Source organism: Aureliella helgolandensis, from assembly GCF_007752135.1.
Classification (GTDB): Bacteria; Planctomycetota; Planctomycetia; order Pirellulales; family Pirellulaceae; genus Aureliella; species Aureliella helgolandensis.
In genome coordinates this window covers 5,363,297-5,387,923 of record NZ_CP036298.1, presented here as the reverse complement: position 1 = coordinate 5,387,923, position 24,627 = coordinate 5,363,297, and the positions used below count along the sequence as shown (strand labels likewise).

At 55.0% G+C, this 24,627-nt stretch carries 7 protein-coding genes; 4 read left to right on the top strand and 3 right to left on the bottom strand.

The genetic code is table 11. From position 1 onward, the window contains the following. Nucleotides 1-2: 2 nt before the first annotated feature. The 3 genes from Q31a_RS18690 (at nucleotide 3) to Q31a_RS31270 (ending at nucleotide 6,221) form a co-directional block, all read left to right on the top strand. Entirely contained in the window at nucleotides 3-3,125 is a 3,123-nt protein-coding gene (locus Q31a_RS18690; protein ID WP_145081278.1) for an efflux RND transporter permease subunit, read from the top strand. Between the two features lie 523 nt (nucleotides 3,126-3,648). Continuing rightward, a complete protein-coding gene (locus Q31a_RS18685) occupies nucleotides 3,649-4,119 on the top strand; it encodes a transposase family protein (RefSeq protein WP_145081275.1) in 471 nt (156 codons plus the stop codon). Between the two features lie 605 nt (nucleotides 4,120-4,724). Beyond that, a complete protein-coding gene (locus Q31a_RS31270) occupies nucleotides 4,725-6,221 on the top strand; it encodes a haloacid dehalogenase type II (protein WP_315851624.1) in 1,497 nt (498 codons plus the stop codon). A gap of 240 nt (nucleotides 6,222-6,461) precedes the next feature. Here the strand turns inward: Q31a_RS31270 and Q31a_RS18670 are convergent, their stop codons facing one another. The 3 genes from Q31a_RS18670 to Q31a_RS18660 all read right to left on the bottom strand — a co-directional run bounded on the left by Q31a_RS18670 (nucleotide 6,462) and on the right by Q31a_RS18660 (nucleotide 10,082). Continuing rightward, nucleotides 6,462-7,790 (bottom strand): amidohydrolase family protein, encoded by a 1,329-nt coding sequence (locus Q31a_RS18670; RefSeq protein ID WP_145081272.1) that lies wholly within the window; start codon nucleotides 7,788-7,790, stop codon nucleotides 6,462-6,464. Between the two features lie 707 nt (nucleotides 7,791-8,497). Continuing rightward, on the bottom strand, nucleotides 8,498-8,707 hold the full coding sequence (locus Q31a_RS18665) for a carbon storage regulator (RefSeq protein ID WP_145081269.1): 210 nt from the start codon (nucleotides 8,705-8,707) through the stop codon (nucleotides 8,498-8,500). Between the two features lie 574 nt (nucleotides 8,708-9,281). Then, nucleotides 9,282-10,082: a methyltransferase gene (locus tag Q31a_RS18660; protein WP_145081266.1), complete on the bottom strand. Its 801-nt coding sequence runs from the start codon at nucleotides 10,080-10,082 to the stop codon at nucleotides 9,282-9,284. A 734-nt stretch (nucleotides 10,083-10,816) separates the two neighbouring features. Between Q31a_RS18660 and Q31a_RS18655 the strand changes: the two genes are divergently transcribed. Continuing rightward, the gene (locus Q31a_RS18655; RefSeq protein ID WP_145081263.1) at nucleotides 10,817-24,514 is read left to right on the top strand and encodes an FG-GAP-like repeat-containing protein; all 13,698 of its coding nucleotides are present in this window, start codon (nucleotides 10,817-10,819) and stop codon (nucleotides 24,512-24,514) included. Nucleotides 24,515-24,627 lie beyond the last annotated feature (113 nt).

Here is a 24,627-nt window from a genome sequence, read left to right as displayed (position 1 = left end):
GCATGTTAAATTACATTATTGACGCTTCGCTCAACAATCGCTTCATCGTCTTGCTGCTTTCGCTCGTTATACTCGGGACGGGTACGTTTGCAGCGATGACGATTCCGCTGGACGCGGTCCCCGATTTGACGAATGTACAGGTCCAGATTCTGACCAATTCGCCCCCGCTGGGACCAGTCGAAGTCGAACAATTCATCACATTCCCCGTTGAGAATGCGATGAGCGGTATCCCGAAAATTGATGAGATTCGATCGATAAGTCGCTTCGGTTTGTCCGCCGTCACCGTGGCTTTTGAAGACGGTACCGACATCTACTGGGCGCGCAATCTCATCAACGAACGATTACTGCAGGCCCGAGAGAACATTCCGCCCGGCATGGGCACACCTTCCCTTGGTCCGATCGCAACGGGGATGAGTGAAATCTATCAGTTTGAGGTTCGTGCCGATCCAGGTAGCGACCACAGTCTTTCTGATTTACGAACCATCCTCGATTGGCAAATTGCATTTCAGCTTCGCAGCGTTCCAGGTGTTATCGAAGTGAACACCTTCGGCGGCGAGCTAAAAACGTATGAGGTTCAATTCGATCCAGACAAGCTCAAGAACTATGGCGTCTCACTGAGTGATATATTCACGGCCTTGGAGGAAAATAACGGCAATTCTGGAGGCGGTTATATTGCTCACGGTTCTGAACAACGCTTGATCCGCGGCGAAGGATTGATCCAGTCGCTGGACGATATTCGCTTGATCGTGTTGGATAGCCGAGACGGCGTGCCAATTCGTATCGCCGACGTGGCAAACGTGAGCTTTGCACCGATGCTACGGCAAGGTGCGGTTACCCGCGACGGTGATCGAGAAGCGGTGATCGGAATGGTGATGATGTTGATGGGAGGTAACTCCAGGCAGGTGGTTGCCGATGTCAAGGAAAAGATTGCCGAGATCAAAAAGACACTTCCTGAAGGGGTGACGATCGATACGTTTTACGATCGAACCGAATTGATTTCGAAGACAATTCACACCATTGCCGAGAACATTGGCGTGGGCGTGTTCTTAGTCATTTTGATGCTGTTTATTCTGCTGGGAGACGTGCGTGCCGGCCTGATCGTGGCCGCTGCCATTCCGCTGTCGGCCATGTGTGCGTTGATTGCCATGCGCTATGCAGGTGTCTCTGCGAACTTGATGAGCCTGGGAGCAGTTGACTTCGGGGTGATCGTTGATGGAGCGGTCGTGATGATTGAAAACTGCGTTCGTCGAGCAATGCAGTACCAGAAAAACCATGGCGGCGATCGCGTTCCCGAAGGAGTGTTTCGCGAGTCGGCCAAAGAGGTCGCCAAGCCCATTTTGTTTGCTGGTATCATCGTAATTATCGTCTTCATTCCCATCCTCAGTCTTCAGGGCATGGAGGGGAAAATGTTTCGCCCAATGGCTTTCACTTTTATGACAGCGCTAACATCGGCTTTAATTCTATCTGTTACTGTGATGCCTGTCCTTGCCTCGCTATTCTTGGCGCGACGTGTGAAACAGAGCGACACACTCGTAGTGCGCGGGCTCAAGCAGTTATACCAGCCGATGCTGACATTCGCGATGCGACAGCCGATACTGATGTTGGGTAGCTCAGTCGTTGCTTTTGGGATCAGCGTCTACCTAGCCTCCGGTTTTGGCGTTGAGTTTGTGCCTAAACTCGACGAAGGCGATATTGCAATCCAGGCGACGCGATTGCCTAGTGTCTCACTGGAAACATCGATTGAGATGACCAAGGCGATGGAACGCTGCCTGTTAAAGTTTCCGCAAGTCGAAACGGTTGTCTCCAAAACCGGTCGCCCTGAAATCGCCAACGATCCCATGGGGGTTTACCAAACCGACATCTTGATCCGCCTGAAAACAGAATCGCACGGTGCTGAGACACAGTCAAAGCCGGAACTGATTGAGGCCATGCAAGCGGCTCTAGAAGATGAGGTTCCTGGTAACGCGTTTAGTTTCACACAGCCGATTGAGCTTCGAGTGCAGGAATTGGTTGCTGGCGTGCGTTCTGATATTGGCTTGAGTTTGTATGGCGATGACTTGGATGTGTTGAAGATCAAGGGGGACGAAATTGTCAGAGCGCTCAATCAAGTTCCTGGATCGGCAGATGTGGCGGCACAGCAGATCGCCGGACTCTCTTACATGCGAGTGAAGCTGCGCCGCGATGCGCTCGCGCGCTATGGAATCAACGGGCGAGATGTCCTTGATGCCATCAGCACGGTGGGGGGCATGCAAGTGGGACAAGTTTTCGAGGGGCAGCGACGGTTTCCCTTGCAGGTTCGCCTACAACCCGAGTGGCGAGTTAACACCGAAAAATTGTCCGAATTACGAATTGATGATCCCAGTGGAAAACCAATTCCGCTGTCACAACTCGCCGAAATTGTGATGGAAGATGGACCGGTGGAAATTAGTCGTGATGCCATTCGTCGTCGCTTGCTCGTTCAGTGCAATGTACGCGGGCGTGACTTGGCAGGGTTTGTGGCGGAGGCTCAAGCAGTTGTCGACCGCGAAGTCCGTTTGCCAAGCGGTTACATGTTGCGGTGGGGGGGACAATTCGAGAACTTGCAGCGGGCAAGCGCGAGACTGGCTATCGCCGTACCGGTGGCTTTGTTCTTAATCTTTGCGTTGCTTTACATGACGTTCAATTCAACCAAATTAGCACTGTTGATCTACCTGAACGTGCCGATTGCTGCCACCGGTGGCATCCTAGCGCTTTGGTTACGTGATATGCCGTTCTCAATCTCTGCCGGCGTTGGTTGCATCGCGTTGTTCGGCATCGCTGTGATGAATGGCGTGGTCTTGATCGAACATATCAGGCACCTGCGTCACGGAGGCGATTCGCAGCGTGACGCTGTCGTCAACGGTGCGATGGACCGACTGCGTCCGGTGTTGATGACCGCTTCCTGTGGTGCACTCGGTTTCATCCCGATGGCAATTTCTGCGAGTTCGGGTGCCGAGGTGCAACGCCCTCTTGCAACGGTCGTTATTGGCGGACTCATTACATCCACGATGCTCACGCTATTGGTGCTTCCCACGATTTATGGGTGGTTCGAGCCGAAGGAAAACGTTGCGGAATCCTCCCCAAGGTTTGTACCTACTGGGAAGTAATCCAGGATGTTGCGTTTGGGAATGCTATGTTCGGCAAGCGACATTCCGAGCTCCGGGAGCTAGGGCCCCGGAGTGTCACCTAGGTTGTTTGCAAGGCAACCGAGGAGACCCCTTGGCTGTTGTTTGGGCGAATGTATCCTTAGGAGTGTCTACAAACACTCCTAAGGAGAGTGGCTTGGAATCGACAAGGCTGCACCGTACCGTTGAAGCCCGTTAACTCTGTTGGAGAGAAGAGGTCAAATGATGGTGGCCTCCGGCCTCCGTGGGAGAGCAGCTACTGGGCGATAAGACGGAAAGGAGTGGCTGGCAGCGGGTTGACCCCACTGTATAGCGACAACTAGATTTGCCGGCCGCGTTGCCTCAATCAAAGAAGATTCCGAAATAAGACACTCTTCAGAGTAGTTAGGAGATTGGGGAATCGCTAAGCGTTGCCTTCGTCAGAGCCGGCCGTCGGTCGTTACAGCGAGGGATCAAGCAGTGGCGTGGCAGCTCCTGTCCTGCCCAAGAAGTGTACTTTTCCCAGGTGCAACAACCAGGTGAGCTGAGTGCCTCCGGCTTCAGCGTCATGAGCGGCTTGGATGTGACGATTGCTGATCAGCACAACGCCCACATGGTCTCTCAGTTCGTGCTAACGTACTCGAATTGGGAAGCGATAACCGTATGCTACTCAGAGAGTTTTGAAAGCCAGAGGGAAGGGCTGCAGAACGCCCTGCATCGGCTTGGTGGTGTACCTCGCCGCCATCGCACCAACCGGCTCAGCGCCGCGGTTAACAACCAGTGTCATCGCCGCAAGTTCACTGGACGATATCAAAGCTTGCTGGACCACTATCGCGTGAAGATTGAGATCTGGTACGTACCGAAATGTGCTGAAAATTTTCCGCACCACGACGACGTCCGGAAAGCCGTTACAGACGTCTTTAAGGACTTGACCGCCTCTGCTTCGAACAATCCATCCAGCGTGGACAGGAACGGGGTGTCGATACCGAGGCGATAGAACCTCCGCCGCCCGCAAACGCCTGGGCTGCGTTGATTGCTGGTATCCGCAAGTTGAGACGAGGAGCGTCCGGCAAAAAGGCTCTTCAACAGTTCGCCGAACCAGGGAAGCGGCTAGATTCTTATGTCTTGGTCGAAGAGACTAAAACTCGCGGAATAAGGGCGCATTGTATTGACTGAACGGTACAGACTCCGTAGAGTGATTGCTGTAGGTGAAACTGGGGCAGCGCAGGCGTGAACTGAAGCACGAGTGGCGCAGCCAAGTGGCTCATTTTTATGCTGTGTTTAGACCGGTCGGTCAAAACTGGGCGGTCAGCATTGGCAGATTTTACGCTTCACTCTGTCGATACAGCCGGCGACCCCGAACGAGAACTAGCAAATTCCTCAGCTGCCTACGGACGCAGCGCGATTCTGCAAGCTGTTTCTACCGCCAGCACCTACCAGAACAATATGAAACCTCGGGAAAAACCGAACCTGCTCTGTTTTGCCGCGATTTCCGCTGATTGCCGACTCCTTTGGCCTGTGGATGCTGCGAAGCTGGAGCGTTTGGACCGTTGATGGACTGCGGGAGCGTTAGGAACATACCTTACCAACTGGAGAGACAAGATGAGAACGAAATCCACTTCACTTGCCCTAGCTATTTTCATGCTGGGGCTCATCGGCGGCGCCAAGGGGCAAGCGACGAAAGTAGCGCCAACAGCTCAAGCCGAGCAAAATTTGCCGACACCTCAAGTCCTGATTTTCGATGTCAACGAAACCCTGCTTGATCTGGCACCTCTGAGGGCCTCTGTCGGGAAAGCTCTCGACGGCCGAGAAGACCTCTTACCACTTTGGTTCGTGACGATGCTCCACTACTCATTGGTGGAGACTTTGAGCGGCGAGTACCACAGCTTCGGCGAGATCGGAACGGCCGCCTTGATGATGGTGGCTGAAACCAAAGGCATTGAGCTGACCTACGACGAAGCAAAAGAAGCAATCGTGACTCCGTTGCGTTCTCTACCGCCACATCCAGACGTTGTCGCTGGGCTGAAGGCACTCAAGGACGACGGATATCGGATCGTGAGTTTGACTAATTCATCGGCCATCGGAGTTGAGACTCAATTTCGAAACGCGGGGCTCATCGACTTGTTTGAAAAGCGGTACAGCGTCGACAGCGTTAAGAAGTTCAAGCCACACCCCGAGACGTACCGCTTCGTCCTAGACGATCTTGGTGTGCAACCGGAACAAGTGCTGATGGTCGCCGCGCACGCATGGGATTTAGCCGGAGCCAAAAACGTAGGGCTGCAAACCGCTTTCGTCGCTCGACCCGGAAAAACGCTCTACCCCAACGTCGCCAAGCCCGATTACGTCGTGAATGACTTGCTGGCTCTCGAGACGGTCCTAAAGAGGTCTAAAAGCCGCAATTCAGCTGGGCGTGAAAGAAAACCCATACCATCAACCCTATCAGGAGAAACTTCGATGCTTTCCCAACTGCTTGAAGAAAGAGCTGCAGCAAATGCAGCGCGATATCCGGAAAAAGTTAGTCAGGCTTATGCCCTAGGCATCGAGACGGTCCGCGCCACCGACATTGAGAAGTCTGCAAAGCAGGTCGGCGATGCGGCAATTGACGCCCACCTGACTGGCTGGGATGGCGAGCGTGTCAAACTCAGTGAGCTCTGGCGGGACGGGCCAATCGTGCTGATGTGGTATCGAGGAGGCTGGTGCCCGTATTGCAACCTTCAGCTTCGCGCAATGCAACAGAGCATGGACCAAATCGAAAATGCCGGAGCAAAGTTAGTGGTGTTGACACCGGAGCTACCCGAGAAGGCCAAGGAGACGGCCGAGGCAAATGATCTGGAAATCGTAGCATTGCATGACAAAGACAATGAAGTTGCGCGAAAGTATGGGCTCGTCTTCCAGCTTCCTGAACCGATCATTCCGGCCTACCGTGACAAGCGCAAATTGCCTGAATACAACGGCAACGATTCAATGGAATTACCTCTGTCCGCTACCTACGTCATCGACACGGCCGGTAAGATCACGTTTGCCTTTCTCGACGCGGACTACAAGAGGCGAGCCGAACCTGCCGACGTGATCGAAGCAGTTAAAGCGGCTGCACGATAGCGGGCTTCCGCAATTTGTCGCGATTCCAAGGCTAGTTGCCGCTGAATTGGCGACCACCGTTGGACGTACTGGAACCGGAACTTGAGGCGAACGGATTGAATCTGCCGTCGAGTCTGGGCCCGCGGATCTGCTACACATGGGCGCGTTGTGCATATTGCATGATTCGGCAGTTGCGAGCTAAGGTTTCACTGACAACTCAGCGCTGAAAACTCTCAAAGACTATCGAGGGCAACGCGGCAATCAACGACCCGCGACCCAAATTCCGCCCAACATGACTCGATCTACTTTGTCGATCTCACTGATGGTTTTCGTCGGGTCGCCATCGATCAGAACCAAATCGGCTTGCTTACCGATTTCGATGGTCCCAAGTCGATCTTGGGCTCCCAAGAAAATCGCGTTGTTCTTGGTCGCAGCGGTGATGATGTCGAGCGGTTGCATCCCGGCCTGGGCCATTAGTTCAACTTCGCGCAGGTAAGCTTTGCCCTGCGCCGCAAAGGGGGCTGCTGTATGGGAGCCAACGACAATCCGTGCGCCTCGTTGGTGGCACAACGCGAAGAATTGCAGCATGTTATCGAATGCGGCAACCTTTTCGGGAGTTGCGTTCTTCTCATTGGCTCGCGCTTCGAAGACGGCAAGTGTGGGGGAAATGAAAGTTTGACGCTGCACGAGTAGGTTTAGTAGCGGTTCTAGTCGCGGGTTGTTGTCCAAGTTGATGCGCTGCCATAGCCGCGGACGCCACGCCCGCCGAGCCTCAGAGTCTTTGATGATCGCTTGCTTGAATTCTCGTGCGTGGGCGGGGTCCGCTAGACTCGTTCCGAAGGAGGTGATGTGCTCAATCCCTCCCACTCCAGCGCGGATAGCGTCGTCGGCATCGATCAGCTCTAGATGTGCAGTGACGGGAACCTTTCGACCGCTGGCGGCAATGCATGCAGATTCGATGGATGATAGTGGGAGCCGCATGTAGATCTTGATGGCTGAGGCGCCCTGGTCAACATGTTGGTTCACGGCATCGGTCGCTTGCTGGGGTGTGCCAATAACGACAGCTTGATCGGGCCACGCTGGCGGTTCTGCGTCCAAGTGACCACCAGTCAAAAAGACACGCGGAATTACGGTGTCGGAGTTCTCAAGCCAGTGGTAGAACTTGAAGGGATGTCCCGGATCTCGAAAGGCAGTAACTCCGTTGTTGAGTTCATATTCGACCAGCGTTTTGGCGCTACTGCGCGAATGAAAATGCGAGTCCAAAAGTCCGGGTAACAGGCATTTGCCAGCGGCGTCGATACGTTCGGCTGTGGAGGGAATGGTGGCTTCTGATTGTGGACCCACAAACACAATCGTGTCACCTTCCACGATGACGCAAGCATCGTCCAACGGTGCGCCTCCGTTGCCATCTATTAAGCGCGCATTGACGATGGCAATGGGATGCGAATCTGTGGGGCTCGCTACTGAGTTCATCTCCCGCAACCCAGTCGGTTGGGGATCCACCGCTAATACTTCGGGCGATTGCTTCAGCAGTGCGACAGTGGCAGCCAAAGCGACCAGCATTAAGCGAGAAAGGTGGTAGTCTGACATTCGAGGGGCCTTCGTGTTTTCGACGGTCAGCGCTAAACTGCGCGGCGGTCCAGAGTACCACTAATTCAGTGAACCGACAACGATTGCCTGGCTATTACCAAAATTTCGAATTTGTGCCCCGAACTCAGTAGGCGGTCGATGGGGAAGCGTTTTGAGTTTTAACGCATTGGTAGTGCCTCAACTTGCGCTGTAGCGGCAACCAACCTCCATGCTGACGCAGCGGATTTTTCTTTCAACCAGCCGTCTAGGTGGATGAGGGGCGATTCTGCGCCGGGGGCCTTCTCGCGTAAAGAGTTACCGGCATCCATTTTTAGGCGTCCTGCATAGACCTGGTCTTAACCCTGGCGTGAGGCGATTGTGGGCAGTTGCTGCATCTTGCTTGGTCATGTCTCACACGACCCGGCAGAGACCATGTGGTGGGAATTCTTGCGATTCAGAATCGACTTCGTAGTAGCTGCTGAATGCCACGCAATTAATGACGCGAAGCTCGGGGAGAGAGTCCGCTTGTGGGTGGAGAAAGTTCAAGATTGCGTATGGGCCGGTGACAGATGGCCAACTGCATTCCGTCGACGCTGCAGCAGGAAAGCTATCCCGGTATCACGCGAAGCCGGCCACGATTCACCAAGCTCAATGCGATGGCGGGCGGGGGGGAATGCTGACGTCTTATCAAGTGAAGTCGCTTGATCGTCGCCTAGCAAGCTACTAACCTAGCAAGCTACTAGTAGACCATCCTCGACGACAAGTTCCGCTGTTGGGGTCTGGGATTGCTTCTGCTGAAGTTCCCCACGCAGAATCTTGACATCGGACGGGGCGACGAGGCCGAGGGTGATGCGATTGCCTTGGATGCGTACGACTTCGACGGTGATGTTTCCGTCGATAACCAGCTTTTCACCAACTTTACGACTGAGTACTAGCATTTGATTCTTCCTTGAGTTCGATTGCTGCGGCGAGGGTTCGTCGTTGGACCGCCGCGTCCCAACACAATTAATTATCAGCAGGGGCGTGACAACTTTGGTCACATGGAGAAGGGAATTCGCAAAAGCCCCGACTTATCGGACATAAATGCGTGTCCTTCCCGATTTCAGACTCTCGGCTAAGTCCGATCTGCTCCATTTCCGACCAGTCGCAGGCTAGGGAGTCTTTCTAGTTTAGGACGCCGTCAATCTCTGCGCTCTCAATCTGTGCGTTCAGAGGCAAATCGCGTCTTGCACCCCTTCCCCGTTATCGATGGCGGGGACATCAGCCATGCGCGTTGCCCTGAAATGAAGATGGGCGTAGGGACCTGGTCTGCAGGGTTGAGGCTGTACTCCCTCACGACGGCAGAATGGATTTGCAGCGGGATGAGCGTACCGAGCGCTGCACAGGAGATGCTGACTGGTTCCCGCGTGAGCGTTGGGAGATATCAGCGGCCGAGGCTAGTGGGTGAAACGACCGCGGATGCCACAGCGCTGCCCACTGGTTGCACTCTTCTGCCCGGCGAGGGGCATATTGTTAGGTTGTAGGCGAGACGCCAGTTGCCGTGTCTGAAGAGTTCTCGATTTGAGGCAGTGGTCGTCCGATCAGAACTCGATTCATCTCAGTAATTAACGGTGATATCTGATCCCAGCGGACGCGGTAGCCTGCCTCATGAAGGCGGTAGGTGCGGTCGACATCGATGGCAACGTCTGCGCCTAAAACGTTCTTCAAACATTCGGGAGACGGGTGCAGGCGGTGTCTTCGGCAGCACGGCAGAAGAGCAATCGTGCCGCGAAGTGAGATTGCGTGCGCGATGCATTGATCGGTCCGTGCACCACAGGCGTGAACACCTAGAATCGCAGTTCCCACCTCCACATGGCAAAGGGTTTTTTTCAACGGGGCTTCGACATATTTTATCTTTGCCTCGGTCCAGGGGGCGACCGCCTGCGCTGCGGCGAGCACGACATCGAAACTCTGAGGGCGAACTTTGTCGAGCAGGCAAACGTGTTCAACGTCTCGTTGAAACATGGCAAATAGGATCCCAACCAAGCCATGCCCACAGCATAAGTCCGCCACGGATTTGCTGCGAATCCGATTGCGCACGCAGGCGAAAAACTCGAAACTCTCCAGTACTTCTTTAAACGGTAACGCTTGACGCGCGCACAATTCGCGAGCAAATACGGAAGACAGATAGTCTCCGGGAAACCATCGTGTGTCGGATTGCCGAAGCCGATCTCGACAAGCTGCCTTTTTCGAGAACTCTTCAGAATTGAATTGTTTCAGATAACGAAAGGGTTGGTTGCCTTGAACAAGTACGTTGCTCAGTGTGTCTGACATAGGGGGCAGTCGGCAGAGGGGATATCTTAGAATTCGCCAAGAGCTGGCTTCAAGCTGATATGATACGGGAAAGAAGGCTTGGTGGCTGTTTGAGGAAGCCAGCACTTGGAAAATCCCTTGGTAGGGCGGCAGCGATGCTGCTTCGTAAAACGGCCGTGAGCATCCCCAAGTAACGGTGCGAGCCTCTCAGCGTGTTGTCACTCTCTAGCGTGCGTTTAATCAAGGTGCTCAAGAGCAGACTTGCTCAAGATTGCGCGAGAGTAGGCTGCTATTCATCGAGCACCGGGTTGGCCGACACTTCTCACCCCTCAACGCTCTCTAGCGTTAACGGTTTTGTCATGGCGTGGCTTGCATGGCCTGGGGACGATGAATGGCGAAAGGGCCCCACCAGCTCGTGTTGCTCAATAGCAATCCCTGGAAGGGAGAGTGAGTGACTCGCTGGTTATTGGCTGTCCATATTGCCGATCGAGCCACGCCACTTGTATTCGCCGCCAGAAATCGGCCGCATTGCGGCTCGATTATGGGGGATTCTCTTGCAAATGGAGCCTTTTGCCCTCAAAATCGGCCTAATGCCAGCTTTTCACTAGTTACACTAGGTGTTCCAGGTTGTCTGATGTGCGGATTTCTTTCCAAGCGCGAGCTTTGGGAGTGCCATGAGTTTGGCCTCCTTTCAGACGCCAGTGCCTGGCTCAGGATTTGCCCCTGCTTGCTAGAGTTTTACGAGATTTCCCACCATGCCAAGACTTTCTGCTTCGAGAATCTGCAAGCGTTTGACATCCCTCCGTAGGGAGGGTCTCTTTAAAAAGACCCGTAGGGCCGCTTCCCGCGTCACTCGTTTTGAGCAACTGGAGCATCGGCGAGTTCTGGCGGCAGCGATTTGGCATAACGTTTCTAATCGTTTGAACGTCAATGGAGACAGTGGCGGCTTCGTGAGCCCACTCGATGCGCTGCTGGTGATCAACGAACTCAATGGCCGCAATATCAGCGATCCACTCTCTGGAGTATTGCCCAAACAGGTCGAGAGCACCGACGGCATGGGCTACTTGGATGTTAGCTGCGACGGCTACGTGGCTCCCATCGATGCGCTGCTGGTGATTGACTACTTGAATGCCCAAGGTTCCGAGGAGCCGCGTGGGGCCCTGGAATTGGGGACGGGCCTCTACCCTGCCCTGGCCTGCTCGCCGCAATTGCAGGAACAGACTCAGTTCGCAACGGAGTTTGTCCGTGAATTCACTCTACCGAACGATTCGACGGCGCTCCGCATCAGCTTTCAAACCCCCGAGTTCGACTTGGAGAGTCGTCGGAGCATTCGCGATGCGTTTGAAATCGAGGTGACCGACTTCCAAGGTAATCCACTCTCGTTCCCCTATTCCTCCGGTCGTGACGCGGTCTACAACTGGAGCGAAGACTTAGAGCCTGTATTCGGCGCGGGCGTCTCCACGACGACTGAACCGAGTGGGGCAGATTCCACGGCCACGATCAACTTGTCGGGCTTAGCGGCAGGGACGCAAGTTCGGGTAACGACACGGTTGGTGAACAACGATGGCGATGACGATACCAGTACCCTCATTCGTGGTTTTGAATTTGTCGATGCTTTGCTGCCGGCCCCCGAAGGTGTCAGCGCTAGTTCGCAGAGCACCCGTGAGCTTGCTCCGTTAGATTTTTCGAAGTTGCAAGACTTGAGTGGTAGTTTCGCGGCCAGCTACGGCCGGACGACACTGGCTGGAGACAACAACGAATTGGTGACCGAGTTGCTGGTCACCAACCGAGGCAATCAGACGGTGACTGGACGGGTTATCGTGGCCATCGACAACATCTCCGAGTTGGAAGCCGCGGCCATGCGTCCCGATGGACTGTTGGCTGATGGCCGCCCGTACTTTGATTTGACGCAGGAGATGGACGGCGGGCAGCTCGCGCCAGAAGAAAGCCTGCGCTCGCGTGAGATCCGCTTCAAGAACGATAGCGGCAATCGTTTCACCTACAAGCTGAGTACGTACGGATCCTTGAATTCAGCGCCCAACGGTTTCGTATCTACGCCGTTGACTTTGATTGAAGCAAGCAAGGCGTACAAGTACACCGCCAACGCCACGGATCCCGACGCCCAACCGCTGGTGTATTCAATAGTTACTGGTCCCGAAGCGGCGGTGATCGACGCAGCAACGGGCCAGTTGTCTTGGCTGACCGAAGCGGCGGACATCGGCTTGCACAACCTTACGATTCGAGCCACCGATCCGCATGGCTTGTTCATCGAGCAGTCATTTACGATCCAGGTTCTGGAGTTGCTACAAAACCGTCCACCGTTGTTTGTGAGTGATCCGAACACCGAAGCGATCGCCTCGAGCGGATTTGAGATTTCCACCGTGGCCACGGGAGCCCAGCCAGCCGGAGCTGCGGTGATCAGCGGGTTCCAGGGACCACGCTTGGTATCTATCAATGCCGGGGACCAAACGGTCGGTGTCTACACTGGCGAGAGCAATGATCGTTTTGATGATACCAGCGAGTACTCGACCGGCTTTCCGACTGCGGCGGGGCAATTGTTCGATGTGGGCTATGCTGTCGATATTGGTTTGCCAGCATACCAATACAACAATGAAAGCAATGGCGTCCCTGGAATGGACCAGGGGGATCTCAATGGGGATGGGATTCTAGATTTCGTTGTCATGGTTACCTACGACGCACCGAGCGCTGGCCAAAACGATCAACTCGTCATCAGCGCCCTGTTGGGCGACGGAGACGGCGGCTTTGGCAGTCCCACAGAAATCTACCGGCACAGCATTGGAACCAACGTCTACGATGTCCGGAATCTGTTACTCAGCGACGTGAATGGAGATGGAGCGTTGGATGTATTAGCCGCGGATCGAGTACGAAACCGCAGGCTGATTTCGATTCTGGGGCACGGCGACGGAACCTTTGACGCGGCTGTCGAACAGACCTTCAGCAAAACGGTCAGCGATTTCCGCACCGCGGACATCGACGAAGACGGCAAGCTCGATCTGATTGGCCGGACGGCCGACATAGGGTTTGGAGCCAGTTTTGAACTGATGTGGATGAAGGGGGCCGGGGACGGAACCTTCGGCGAGCCAACCATCATCGCAGCAGCAGGGGGAGCGCCCGGCTGCTGCTATCAAACCAAGGTGCGTCCGCTGGATCTCGCCGACATGAATGGCGATGGGCATCTCGATATCGTGATTGCCGGCAGCTCCCAACGCATCCAAATCTACAACAATGACGGTGCTGGCAATTTCACTTTGGCGGCCGATATTGACCCACCGGGAAGCGCATTCGCCTACGATCCAGACTGGCTGCGGGTGGCCGATTTTACTGGAGATGGCCTGCTGGATATCGCCTACGTGCATGTGTGGGATTCGGGGCGTCTTGATTTGCTGATTGGCGATGGCAGCGGCGTCGAATTCACGCATCAACCCGGACCCGCCATCAACAACGACTCCGACAACTACGCCGGTAGCGACGATCCTGTCGACATCGATGGCGATGGCGATCTGGACCTGATTTTCGGGAACGCGGGCGGCGACCAGACTTCTCCGACAGTTGCTCTCAACGATGGAACGGGTAGCTTTTCGATTACCGAATACGGCATGGTCGACTTTTCCGGCGATATCCAACTTTTCAGCCATGCCGATACCGCCAAGGGAGGCATGTTCGGCGACTACAACCGGGACGGCGTCACTGATTTTTCTTTCTTCACCCAAGGCAGTGACTTCAACGGCGTTGGCATCCGGCTTGGGACGCGACCAGGGGAGTTTGGTCAGACGCGAACGATACCTTGGTTGCCAGGATCGCGGAACCAGGAAGCTCTTCCCGGAGACTTTAACGGAGATGGAATTGTTGATCTGGTCGACACGATCAATACGCGAGTCTTTCTGGGAGTTGGGGACGGAACTTTCCAACCGTCGTTTCCTGCGGTTAACGTCTCTCGCCCAAGTGGATTCGGCTCAGCCGCAGACTTCAATCTCGACGGACTCGATGATTTTGTTTCGACGCGAGCGAATACGAACGGTAGCCGGTATTACATAGCGTTGGCAAACGGTGACGGCACCTTCACGGTCAGCGATGATCAACTTGTTGAGAATAGCTTCTACGGCTACTCATCCACACTGATCACGGACTTCAACCAGGACGGCTTCCCCGACTTTGTGGCGAAGTCTGGAGTCGAAGGACAGATCGATGTCCACCTTAATGACCCGTCCAATCCTGGTGTTTTCACTCGCACATTTCGAGTCACACTGCCCAGGGGCTCCAATGGCATCAATGTTTCCAATTGGCAAGAGTCCTACGCTGCGGCGGATTTCACCGGTGACGGCATTCCCGATTTGGCCTTTGCCGAACGAGATGAAGCCACTGACAACCTGATGAAAATTGTTGTCATGGCCGGTGACGGGGATGGAGACTTTAGTCGTCACAGCGAGCTAGCGGGTTTCGATGATGCATTCATTGCAGCAACGTACGGCGAGAAATATTATTCAACAGGTGATTTTTCAGCTGGCGACGTCGATTCCGATGGCAGCGTTGATCTCATCGCAGTCACCAATGCGGGGGCTCGCATTTTTATCAACGATGGAACAGGTAACTTTGAGTTCCTATCGCTGCTTTCCAACCCAGGTACCCAGCAGCGCGGCCGCGATTCTTGGTTAGTCGACTTTGATGAAGACGGGCGACTGGATCTGATTCAGACTGGCACCAGCGGTTATGGTCCACTCAACGTGCGCCTCGGCAATGGCGACGGGACATTCCAGAAGGCACAGCAAGTTGGCCTTATCAGTGGCGTCCCAGGAGGCATTTCTCGGCAGCCCTTTGCGGATCTCGACGGTGACGGACATTTGGACTTTGTCTACGCGACCGCTGGCGGTTCCGATACTGCGTCGATCTTTGCTGGCCGACGTGATGACCTCGTCGATTTGCTCGCTGTCGATTTGAACGGCGACGGCAATGAAGAAATCTTGGCGATCCAGCAGCAAATGGAGCGGTTGCAAATCTTCGCCGGTGACAACCTCGGCGGTCTCACGCGACAGCCCGATTTACTGACCGGTCGTGCACCCCATGCCGTTGCCACCGTGGATCTCGATGGCGATGGGCAATTGGAGTTACTCACCGCCAACCGCACCGGTCGGTCTCTGGGGGTTTTCATAGGGAGCTTGGAAACCGACTACACATCGGCTGAGTTCCCCGTGGGGCAAGGTCCGATCGATGTTGCCACCGCCGACGTCAATGCCGATGGGGATCCAGACGTACTTGTTCTCGATGACGCCGAAAATGCGTTGTGGTTGTTCCTCGGTGACGGTTCGACGACGCTCGGAACGGCGACTGCAATCGCTTTGGGCGACAAGCCGTCTCGCTTCTCAATGGCAGATGCGACGGGCGATGGTGTTGTGGATGCGGTCGTGACCTTGCCTGATACGCAGCGCTTGATGGTTCTGCCGGGCGATGGAGTTGGCGGGTTTGGATCTCCCCTCTACGTCGACCTCGCGGCAGCTCCTAGCGACGTCGCCGTGGTGGATTTGAATGATGACGGCAACCCGGATTTGGCAACGACGCTGACGAGCCTGAATGTGCTGAGCGTGCTGTACGGCCGCGGCAACGACCAATTCTCAAAAGCGCAACATATCCAAGTGGGTGAATCGCCGAGCCGAGTGACTTTGGCGGACGCGGACGAAGATGGACGCATGGACTTCGTGGTCGCGAATAGCGGCGATGCGACGGCGAGTGTCATTTACAACCGTTTCGACCCCAACGAAGTTTACCGCTACGATGCCGATGCCATCGATCCCGACGATGACCACTTGACCTATGCGATCGTGGATGGACCCGGTGGCTTGATCATCAACAGCGAAACCGGCGCGTTGCTGTGGTCTGCTTCGCCAGACCAAGTCGGCGTGCACGACGTCACCCTTTCCGCTGACGATGGCCGCGGGGGGATTGCCACTCAGTCGTTTAAGATCGAAGTGGTGGCAGCGCGAGAGAACGCGGCGCCACTGATCGCCACTCAGCCGCAAACGACCATTGGTGCTGGCGAGGCGTTTTCTTACCAAGCGACGGCGCTAGACAATGATAGTGACGCAATGCGTTACCGACTGATCGATGCGCCGTCCGGGGCAACGATTGACCCCACCACAGGCTTGATCCAGTGGGATGGCCGCACCGATACAGCTGTGCGCATTACGCAAGGAAACATCATCGTCCCCGCAGACGAATCGCTCAAGCCTGAGAGTGTCACGGTTGAGGGTTGGTACAACTTTACCAGTCTGCCACGGTTTCAGACTCTAATGACCGATCGTTCTTACTACGTCGGAACGCATGAAACAAATCAGTCGCTGTACGTTCAATTTAATTTCGACGACGCCAACGATAAGATTAGCTTCTTCGCCCCCGTGCGACCCGTTACCGACCGCTGGTATCACCTGGCCTTGACCTACGATGCCGGCACGGGCACGGGAACGATGTACGTCGATGGAGAAGCAGTAGGCAGCGGCACAACACCGAACCCGCAGCCCTTGGCCGTTAACTTAACCGCGCCGACACAGATAGTTGAGCGTAGTAGCCGCCCTACCAAAGCAGTCATTGACAACTATCGCATTTGGAATGTGGCCCGCAGTGCAGCCGATATTCAAGAGGGCATGGCCCGGCAATACGAAAATGACCCTCGGCTAGTACTCGATCTTCGATTCGGCGACGTGCAAGAGCAAACGGTCCAGGATCATTCGATGTATGGCAACACCGGCTTTCGTGTCTCTAACGGGTTGTCGCCGCAAAGGGTCGATGGCCTCACCGATACCGGTGGTCACTCTTTCTCGGTCTCTGTCGAAGACGGTCGTGGTGGGTACGACCAGCAGACGTTTACGCTCAATGTTTTACCGGAGTTGCGTGGCAGCATCGTTGGTCACTTGTTCGATGATTTGGATAGAGATGGTGCTCAAGACGACGGCAGTGAGGAAGGTATCCTCGCCGAATCGTCGCTTGAGGGGTGGCAGTTGTATATCGATACCAATGGCAATGCGTACCCCGATCCATCCGAACCACAAGCCGTCACCGATGCAAATGGCGATTATCGCTTGGATGGTCTCTTGCCGGGGGATTATGCAGTTCGCATTTCCCCGGTGGCCGGCTACGAGGTGCCAACCGGCGCGATGCCGGTTAGCGTCACGGCCAACGACGAGACCGTCTTCGACCTCGCCATCGAGCAGCTATCGCTCAGCCATATCCGTGGGCAGTTGTTGACCGGGGATGCCGAGGCGATCGCCTACTGGAAAGTCTATGCCGACCTCGACGGTGATGGCACTCCGGATGAGAATGAACCGATGGCGGTCACGGATCGCAATGGCGACTATGCATTGACTGGACTGGACGCAGGCACGTACACCATTCGTCCAGACTTGGCGGCCGGATGGGCTGATCGGGCTGGTCGAGACGGCCTGACCGTAAACTTGGCCGCCGATGAAATCTCCACGGGGAACGATTTCACACTCGAGGCAACCAACACCTCCGTCACCGGTGGCGTGAATTTCGTTACTAGGCCGAGTACAACCATCGAAGCTAGGCAGACATTCCGCTATGCCTCAATCGCCATCGGTATTTCCGCCGACGCCATCGCCTACGACCTGTCGCTCGCACCTGAGGGAATGACGATTGATCCTCACACCGGTCTTGTCGCTTGGCGGCCCTCGATCGATCAAGTCGGTGAGCACTTAGTCATTCTCCGCGCCACGGGCGCCTCCGGCTCAATCGCCTTACACGATTTCTATCTCAACGTTACCGCACCCAACACTCGCCCCATCTTCAGTGGGACGGGCATCCTGCCTGTGGTTCCTATAGCCTACAGCACTGCCTACTCCAACGTCAGCTACACCTACGACATCATCGCCCAAGACGCTGAATCCACCGCGCTCAGCTATGCCTTCAGCTCAGCGCCAGTAGCAGCAAGCATCGATCCCGCCAGTGGACGGATTTCGTGGACGCCTGCCGCAAGCGACGTCGGATCACACAATTTTTCCGTGGACGTTACCGACGCATTTGGCGACACCGCGACCGTTGCTTGGACAGTCGATGTCAAGAACGAAACGCCAACCATCCTGCCACTCGACGTGAATCTCCCGCGAGCTTCTGCAGCGCTTACTGTCGAGTACTTCAGTCGCATCAGTGGGACTGATCAACTGGGGCGACCGGTGAATTGGTCGCTTTCCAGTGGACCAGCGGGCTTGACCGTGGAGGCTGACGGCACGATCCGCTGGACGCCCGCCAGCGATCAGCTAGGCATGCATTCGGTCGAGCTGAATGCCACGACTGCCGACGATGCCAGCCAGAGCATAACGTTCGAAATTCAGGTCGCTGGACGTCCACTCAATGCGATTCCCTCGATTGATTCTACGTCAATCACTTCAGCATCGCTGGGGCAAACGTTCGAGTACGACATGTTGGTCTCCGACGCGGATCGCGACATCTTTACCTTCACGCTGCTCGACTCGCCCGTCGGGATGAGTGTCCATCCATCGCTGGGAACAATTCGCTGGACGCCAGAGGCCGATCAATTGGGGGAACATGGCGTGCTAGTCCAAGTCAGTGATCCCTCGGGTGCGACCGACACGCAGGAGTTTACAGTCAAAGTCAGTCGTTTTGGCGGACCGCCGCGTATTAGCAGTGTGCCGCCCACCGAAGCCGGAGTCGGCAGCGCGTTTCTTTACTCGATGGAAGCCATGGACCGCGAAGGCGATCCGTTGAGTTACACACTTCTTACCGCGCCGTCTGGCATGAGCATCGTGGAAACGACGGGCGAACTCTCGTGGACGCCCACCGCAGATCAACTGGGCCAGCAAGATGTCGTCATCCAAGTCAGCGACGGCATCGGTGGCGCGGCCACGCAAGCCTTTGTTATTCGCGTCAGCGATGGTGTACCCAACCTGCCGCCGGTGATTACGTCCACGTCGCCACGTTTCGGCGCGGTTGGAACGCCATACAGTTATTCGCTGGCTGCGAACGATCCCGAGAATGCAGCGATTACCTACACGCTCGGTCGTGGTCCTGCAGGCATGAGCATCGACGCTGCAACGGGCCTCGTTAGCTGGACGCCCACGGCCGATCAAACTGGCAAGCACGTTGTAACCCTGATTGCCACCGACGCGGGGGGCGCCAGTGCCGTCGAGTCGTTTGAGTTTGACGTGTTGGCGCAGAACTCGGCACCGGTAATCAACAGTACTTCACCGGCGGATGTGTCCGCCGGTGGAGTCTTCAAGTACGACGTCTTGGTCAGCGATGCCGACCTCGATCAACTCGCGTATGAGTTAACCGACGCTCCTGTCGGCGCCCAGGTCGATTCCTTTGGACGCATCCGCTGGCAGACAGAAGTTTCACTGATTGGCTCTCACGACTTCACCGTGAAGGTCAGCGATCCGCGCGGCGGGGAAGCCCTGCAGCGCTTCACACTCGACGTCATCGAAGATGTCATTCCACCCAAACTCAGTTTGATTGAGAATCTGGGGGAAGGCAGCCGCAACATCTTGCCATGGCAAGGGCCCTTCCGCGTGTTCGCCAAAGCCATCGATAACGTGTCTGTTGCTTCTCTGACGTTGTCGGCTAACGGCCAAGACATCCCGCTCGACGCAGCTGGTACGGCGACGTTTACCTTCGAGGACTGGACATTCCAGACAATCGACGCTACTGCGACCGCCATTGATACCAATGGTAACGTGACCACCAAGACCATTACTTTCGACTACGACTTTCCCGAGGGTTGGAGTGGAGCGGGAACCGAAGATATTCCCACGGCGGAGATCATCAGCCCGTCCGATACTGCGTCTGTCACTGGTATGGTAAGCATCGTAGGCACCGCAGCTCACGACGATTTGTTCGGTTACAAGCTCTCCTACCGTCGCGCCGATGAAACCAGTTTTACGCAATTTCATGAAAGCACTGCTGCAGTTACCAATGGTGAGCTGGGTGTCTGGGACACCAGTTTGCTACTCAACGACGAGTACGTCATTCGTCTTGAGGTTGCCACCAATGCTGGCGTCGTCAACGTCGCCGAACACCATGTCGGCTTGGCAGGCGAACTGAAACTCGGAAACTTCCGCCTCAGCTTCACCGATATGGTGATCCCTGTGGCTGGTATTCCAATTGAGATCACTCGTATCTACGACACGTTGCAAGCAGATCGTGAAGGTGATTTCGGCTACGGCTGGAGACTCGAATACCGGAACACGGACTTGCGAGTCGGTCTACCCAAGAGCGGACTAGAAGACATCGGCATCTACAGCGCCCTGCGGGCTGGCGTCAAAGTCTACTTGAACGTGCCTGGCCAGGGCCGCCAAGGCTTCACGTTCAACCCGGACATCCGAGTATTGCCTGGTTTTGGTGGGCAGAATCTAGTTTTGGCTCGCCCTCGTTTTACGCCAGATCCCGGTGTCACCAGCACCCTTTCCACCGGCACTAGTAGCTATCTGCAAGTCAACGAGCAAGGCGAGTTGTATGCCCCCGGCGGCATCCCCTACAACCCCGCGAGCCCCGATTTTGGTGGCGCGTATGAGTTGACGACGCGTGACGGAATTTCGTACCGGATTGATGGAGCCAGCGGGAAGCTGGAGACTGCGACGGATCGGAACGGGAATGAGATCACGTTCTCAGATAGTGCGATCGAATCACAAGCAGGTACGGTTTCGATAAGACGAGACGCGGTGGGGCGGATCATCCAAATAATCGATCTTGAAGATAACGCCATCGAGTACCAATACAACTCGAATGGACATTTACATTCCGTGCGAGATCGCGAGGGCCAGCGTACTCAGTTCAACTACGATTCCGTCCAGCGTCTGTCTGTAGTCATTGATCCATTAGGTCGTACGGGCCAGAGGCAAGAGTACGACGAGAGTGGTCGGCTGGTACGCACCTTCGACGCTTTCGGAAACGCGACCGATCTTACTTTTGATCCGAACAACTTTCTAGTGACGACAACCGACGTGACGGGCAACTCGGTGGTTTTGGAACTGGATAATTCTGGTCGTGTCGTGGCGACCACTGACGGTTTGGGCAATCAAGCGAGAACGTTTTATAACGCGGCAGGGCGGATCAATGCAATGACTTTTCCCGATGGCACCAGTCTCTCATTCGTCTATGATGCTGGAGGGCGGTTGGTTCGGTCGACCGGACCGCTGGGGCAATCTCAGACGGCAACATACACTGCCCAGGGGTTTATTAGCACTCGTACGAATGCCATCGGCGATACTACGCATTTTGAGACCGATGCATCGGGCAATACCACGGCGATTGTGTTGCCGGACGGTTCGCGATCAGAGTTCGAATATGACACGAACGGGAATCTAGTCGTCGCAATCGATGCGGCTGGCCGTCGCTCCAACTTCGAGGTCAACGCTAATGGCTTGACGACTGAAGTCGTCGATCGACGAGGGGTAAAAGGGGGATTTGAGTTTAGCGGAAACGGCAGACAGATAGGCAGCTCGATCGAATGGATCGATGGACGCACGATTGAACAGAGCCGCCGATATGATCGAAACGGGAATGAAGTCGGAACGACAGACGCTATTGGCCAGACAACCGCCGTTCAATACGACGCTGCAGAAAACGTCATCAGTTTAACCTCGACTGGTGGCTTGCAAGTTACTCAGGATCCCCGCATAAATCAGCCATCCCATCGGATCTCACTCGCCGGTTCGGTCGTCGCCGAACAATCATTCGACGATGCCGGTCGAGTCTCAACCAATGTGTCCCCACTAGGCAGCCAACAAGAGTTTACCTACGATCCAGTAGGGCGCGTTGTCGGACGGCAAACGGAAGTTTCGAACGGCGCCGTGTCTTCACGGCAGCAAGTTGGCTTTGAGTACGACTCGCGCGGCAACTTGATCGCTGCGACCGATGAACTTGGTAGAACCACCCGGTATGAATATGACGGCGGAGGGAACGTAACCCGCGTGGTCGACCCGCTCGGTCACTCGACTCGCTACTATTACGACGCGCTCAATCGCGTGACTCGAATCGTTGACGCGCTCGATCGCGAGACGACATTTGAACATGACAGTGTCGATAACATCATCGCGATAACGCGCCATGATGGTACGAACGTTGCGTTTGAGTACGACAGCCAGGCGAACCTGGTTGCGACCGTAGACGAGAATGGCAACCGTACGCTATACAGCTATGATCCTTCGGGGCTTCTCGAGCAGGTCACGGATCCTTCTGGCGGGCAGACACACTATCAACGAGATTCAATCGGCAACGTGACGCAGGTCACCGATGCACGCGGGAATGTCACGCGACACCGATATGACGAATTGTCTCGACGTCTTTCGACAACGCGACCACTTGGCCAGAATGATGCGGTCACCTACACGACCGAAGGCGCGATCGCTACATATCAAGACTTCGGAGGGCAAGTCGACCGGTTCCAGTACGATCCTGAGACCGGACGTCTCGCCGAAGCTGCTTTTGGTGACGCGATTTGGACCTACGGATTCAATGCAGCCAGCCAACCAACATCGATTGTCAATGGGGCCAGCGAAGAGCGCTCAGTCTACGATTCGCTTGGTCGTTTGCTCGAACGCGAAACGTTCGCGGGGCAAACGATTCGATATCAATATGACGCACGAGGCAACGTCACTCAGATCGAGGTGAACGAAGGTGACTTGCTTCATCGGTCGATCCAGGAGTACGATGAGTTGGATCGTATCATTAGAATTACCGATAGCGACAATCGAGTCAGTGAATTCAGCTATGATCCGGTCGGCAATCTGATATCGAGGCGTTTTCCTAGCGGAGTAGTCGAGAAGTTCGAGTACGACGCCAAAGACTTCATGATACGTCAGACGATCGAGACCCCCGATGGCACCAGGCTGCAGGACGTGTTGCTTGAACGTGACGCGGTCGGCAACGTTCGTCGGATCGACTATGGCGATGGATCAGCGCAGATCTTCTCATACGACGAACGATTGCAACTGGTCGAAGAGACGTTCGTATCCGCAAGTGGTCAAACGACGACAACACGGTACAAGTATGACGCGGTTGGCAATCGAATCGAACTCGACCACTCGCTGCTCGGCGTATCTCGCTATGTCTACAATGCCAATGACCAGCTGATTCGCATCGAGGGCGCTGAAGAGGTTGACTATCAATACGATGCGAACGGACGACTGATCGAACGTGAAGATGCGGACGGAAGAATCATCTATGGATGGAATGATCGCGACCGTCTAGTCTCAATCGATGCCGTGAGTCAAGGCAAGAACGTTCGTTTCGCTTATAACGACGATGGTTTGCGTGTGTCACGTGACGACGGCACCGGCGAACTGCTGTTTGTTTATGACACCAATCGCGAACTGCCTCAAGAATTCTTGACAACCGATGAGGATGGCTCGTTTGTTACTGGATCGATCTACCTGCAAGACCGATTGCTTTCCAGGAAGTCAAGCGAAAGCGTTCAATTTATCCACCAAAATCACATTGGAAGTTCGATTGTGACAAGCGGCATAGACGGTGACCTAATTGAATCAAATATATTTGGAGCTTTCGGTTATAGTCAAGATTTTGTGGACGATCTAAGTCCAGGATTCGCCGGTGGAACATTTGATTCGAACCTAACCTATTTAAGGGCTCGTTATTACGACGCTACATCTGGGCGTTTCCTGTCGCCCGATCCTTTTCTCGGAACCAATGATGATCCTGTTTCGTTGCACCGATATCTTTATGCCGCCAATAGCCCTCAACTTTTCACTGATCCGACAGGTGAACAAACTTTAGCCGAGACGCTCACTACGATCGGAATTTGGGGCGGTTTGGCTGCACTGGGAATCGCGGCAGTTCAACAGATTACAGGTTTGGGCCAGACCGTCGATTGGAGTGGTCAATCAATTACCGGTACCTATGACCCACTGGCTGGCAAGAAGTCTGGTCCAAGGATTCATGGCGGACTAATAGGCAGCGGCCGAATCGGAGCACCCAAGGGTGGTCCCGGCCGGATTACAACGGGTTTGGGCATTGACTACGGTTCGAACGTCGGAGGACAGTTCAATCGATTCACTACGGCTAATGGTCTTAGCCAGGAGGGTGATCAATGGAATGGTAAGTACGTTGGCATTTCGCTGACGTTATTGGCAAACGTTTCATTTGGTTTGTCCCAAGGTGGAGCTGTCGGATTATCAATCGGAACGTTCAATGCTCACTTACCACGCTTTTTCGTGAAAGACCTCCGCAACTTCCAGTCCCTTGGGTTGTCAGGTCCTTACCTGTTGATTGATGGCTCGTTTGCTCGTGGACCGGTGGGTGGGACACCGGCTTCCTTCTTGCAAATGGGGCTTGCTCGGGGCGATGCCAACGGGCCAAGCGTTCAACTAGGGAACGAGAAGTCGGCTGGGGTTACGATTACGGGGGGCCTGACTTTGCCGCTGGGCGACAGCTCTATCTTCGGTTTGTTCGATTAGACGAAAACAAAGGGGTCAGGTCTGAATGGCACTGTCGTGATGTAAAGTAAATCAGGTGCAGTGTTTACGCAATTCGCGTCGCAGCTCGTTCCTAGGTTTCATCATTAGTTTGT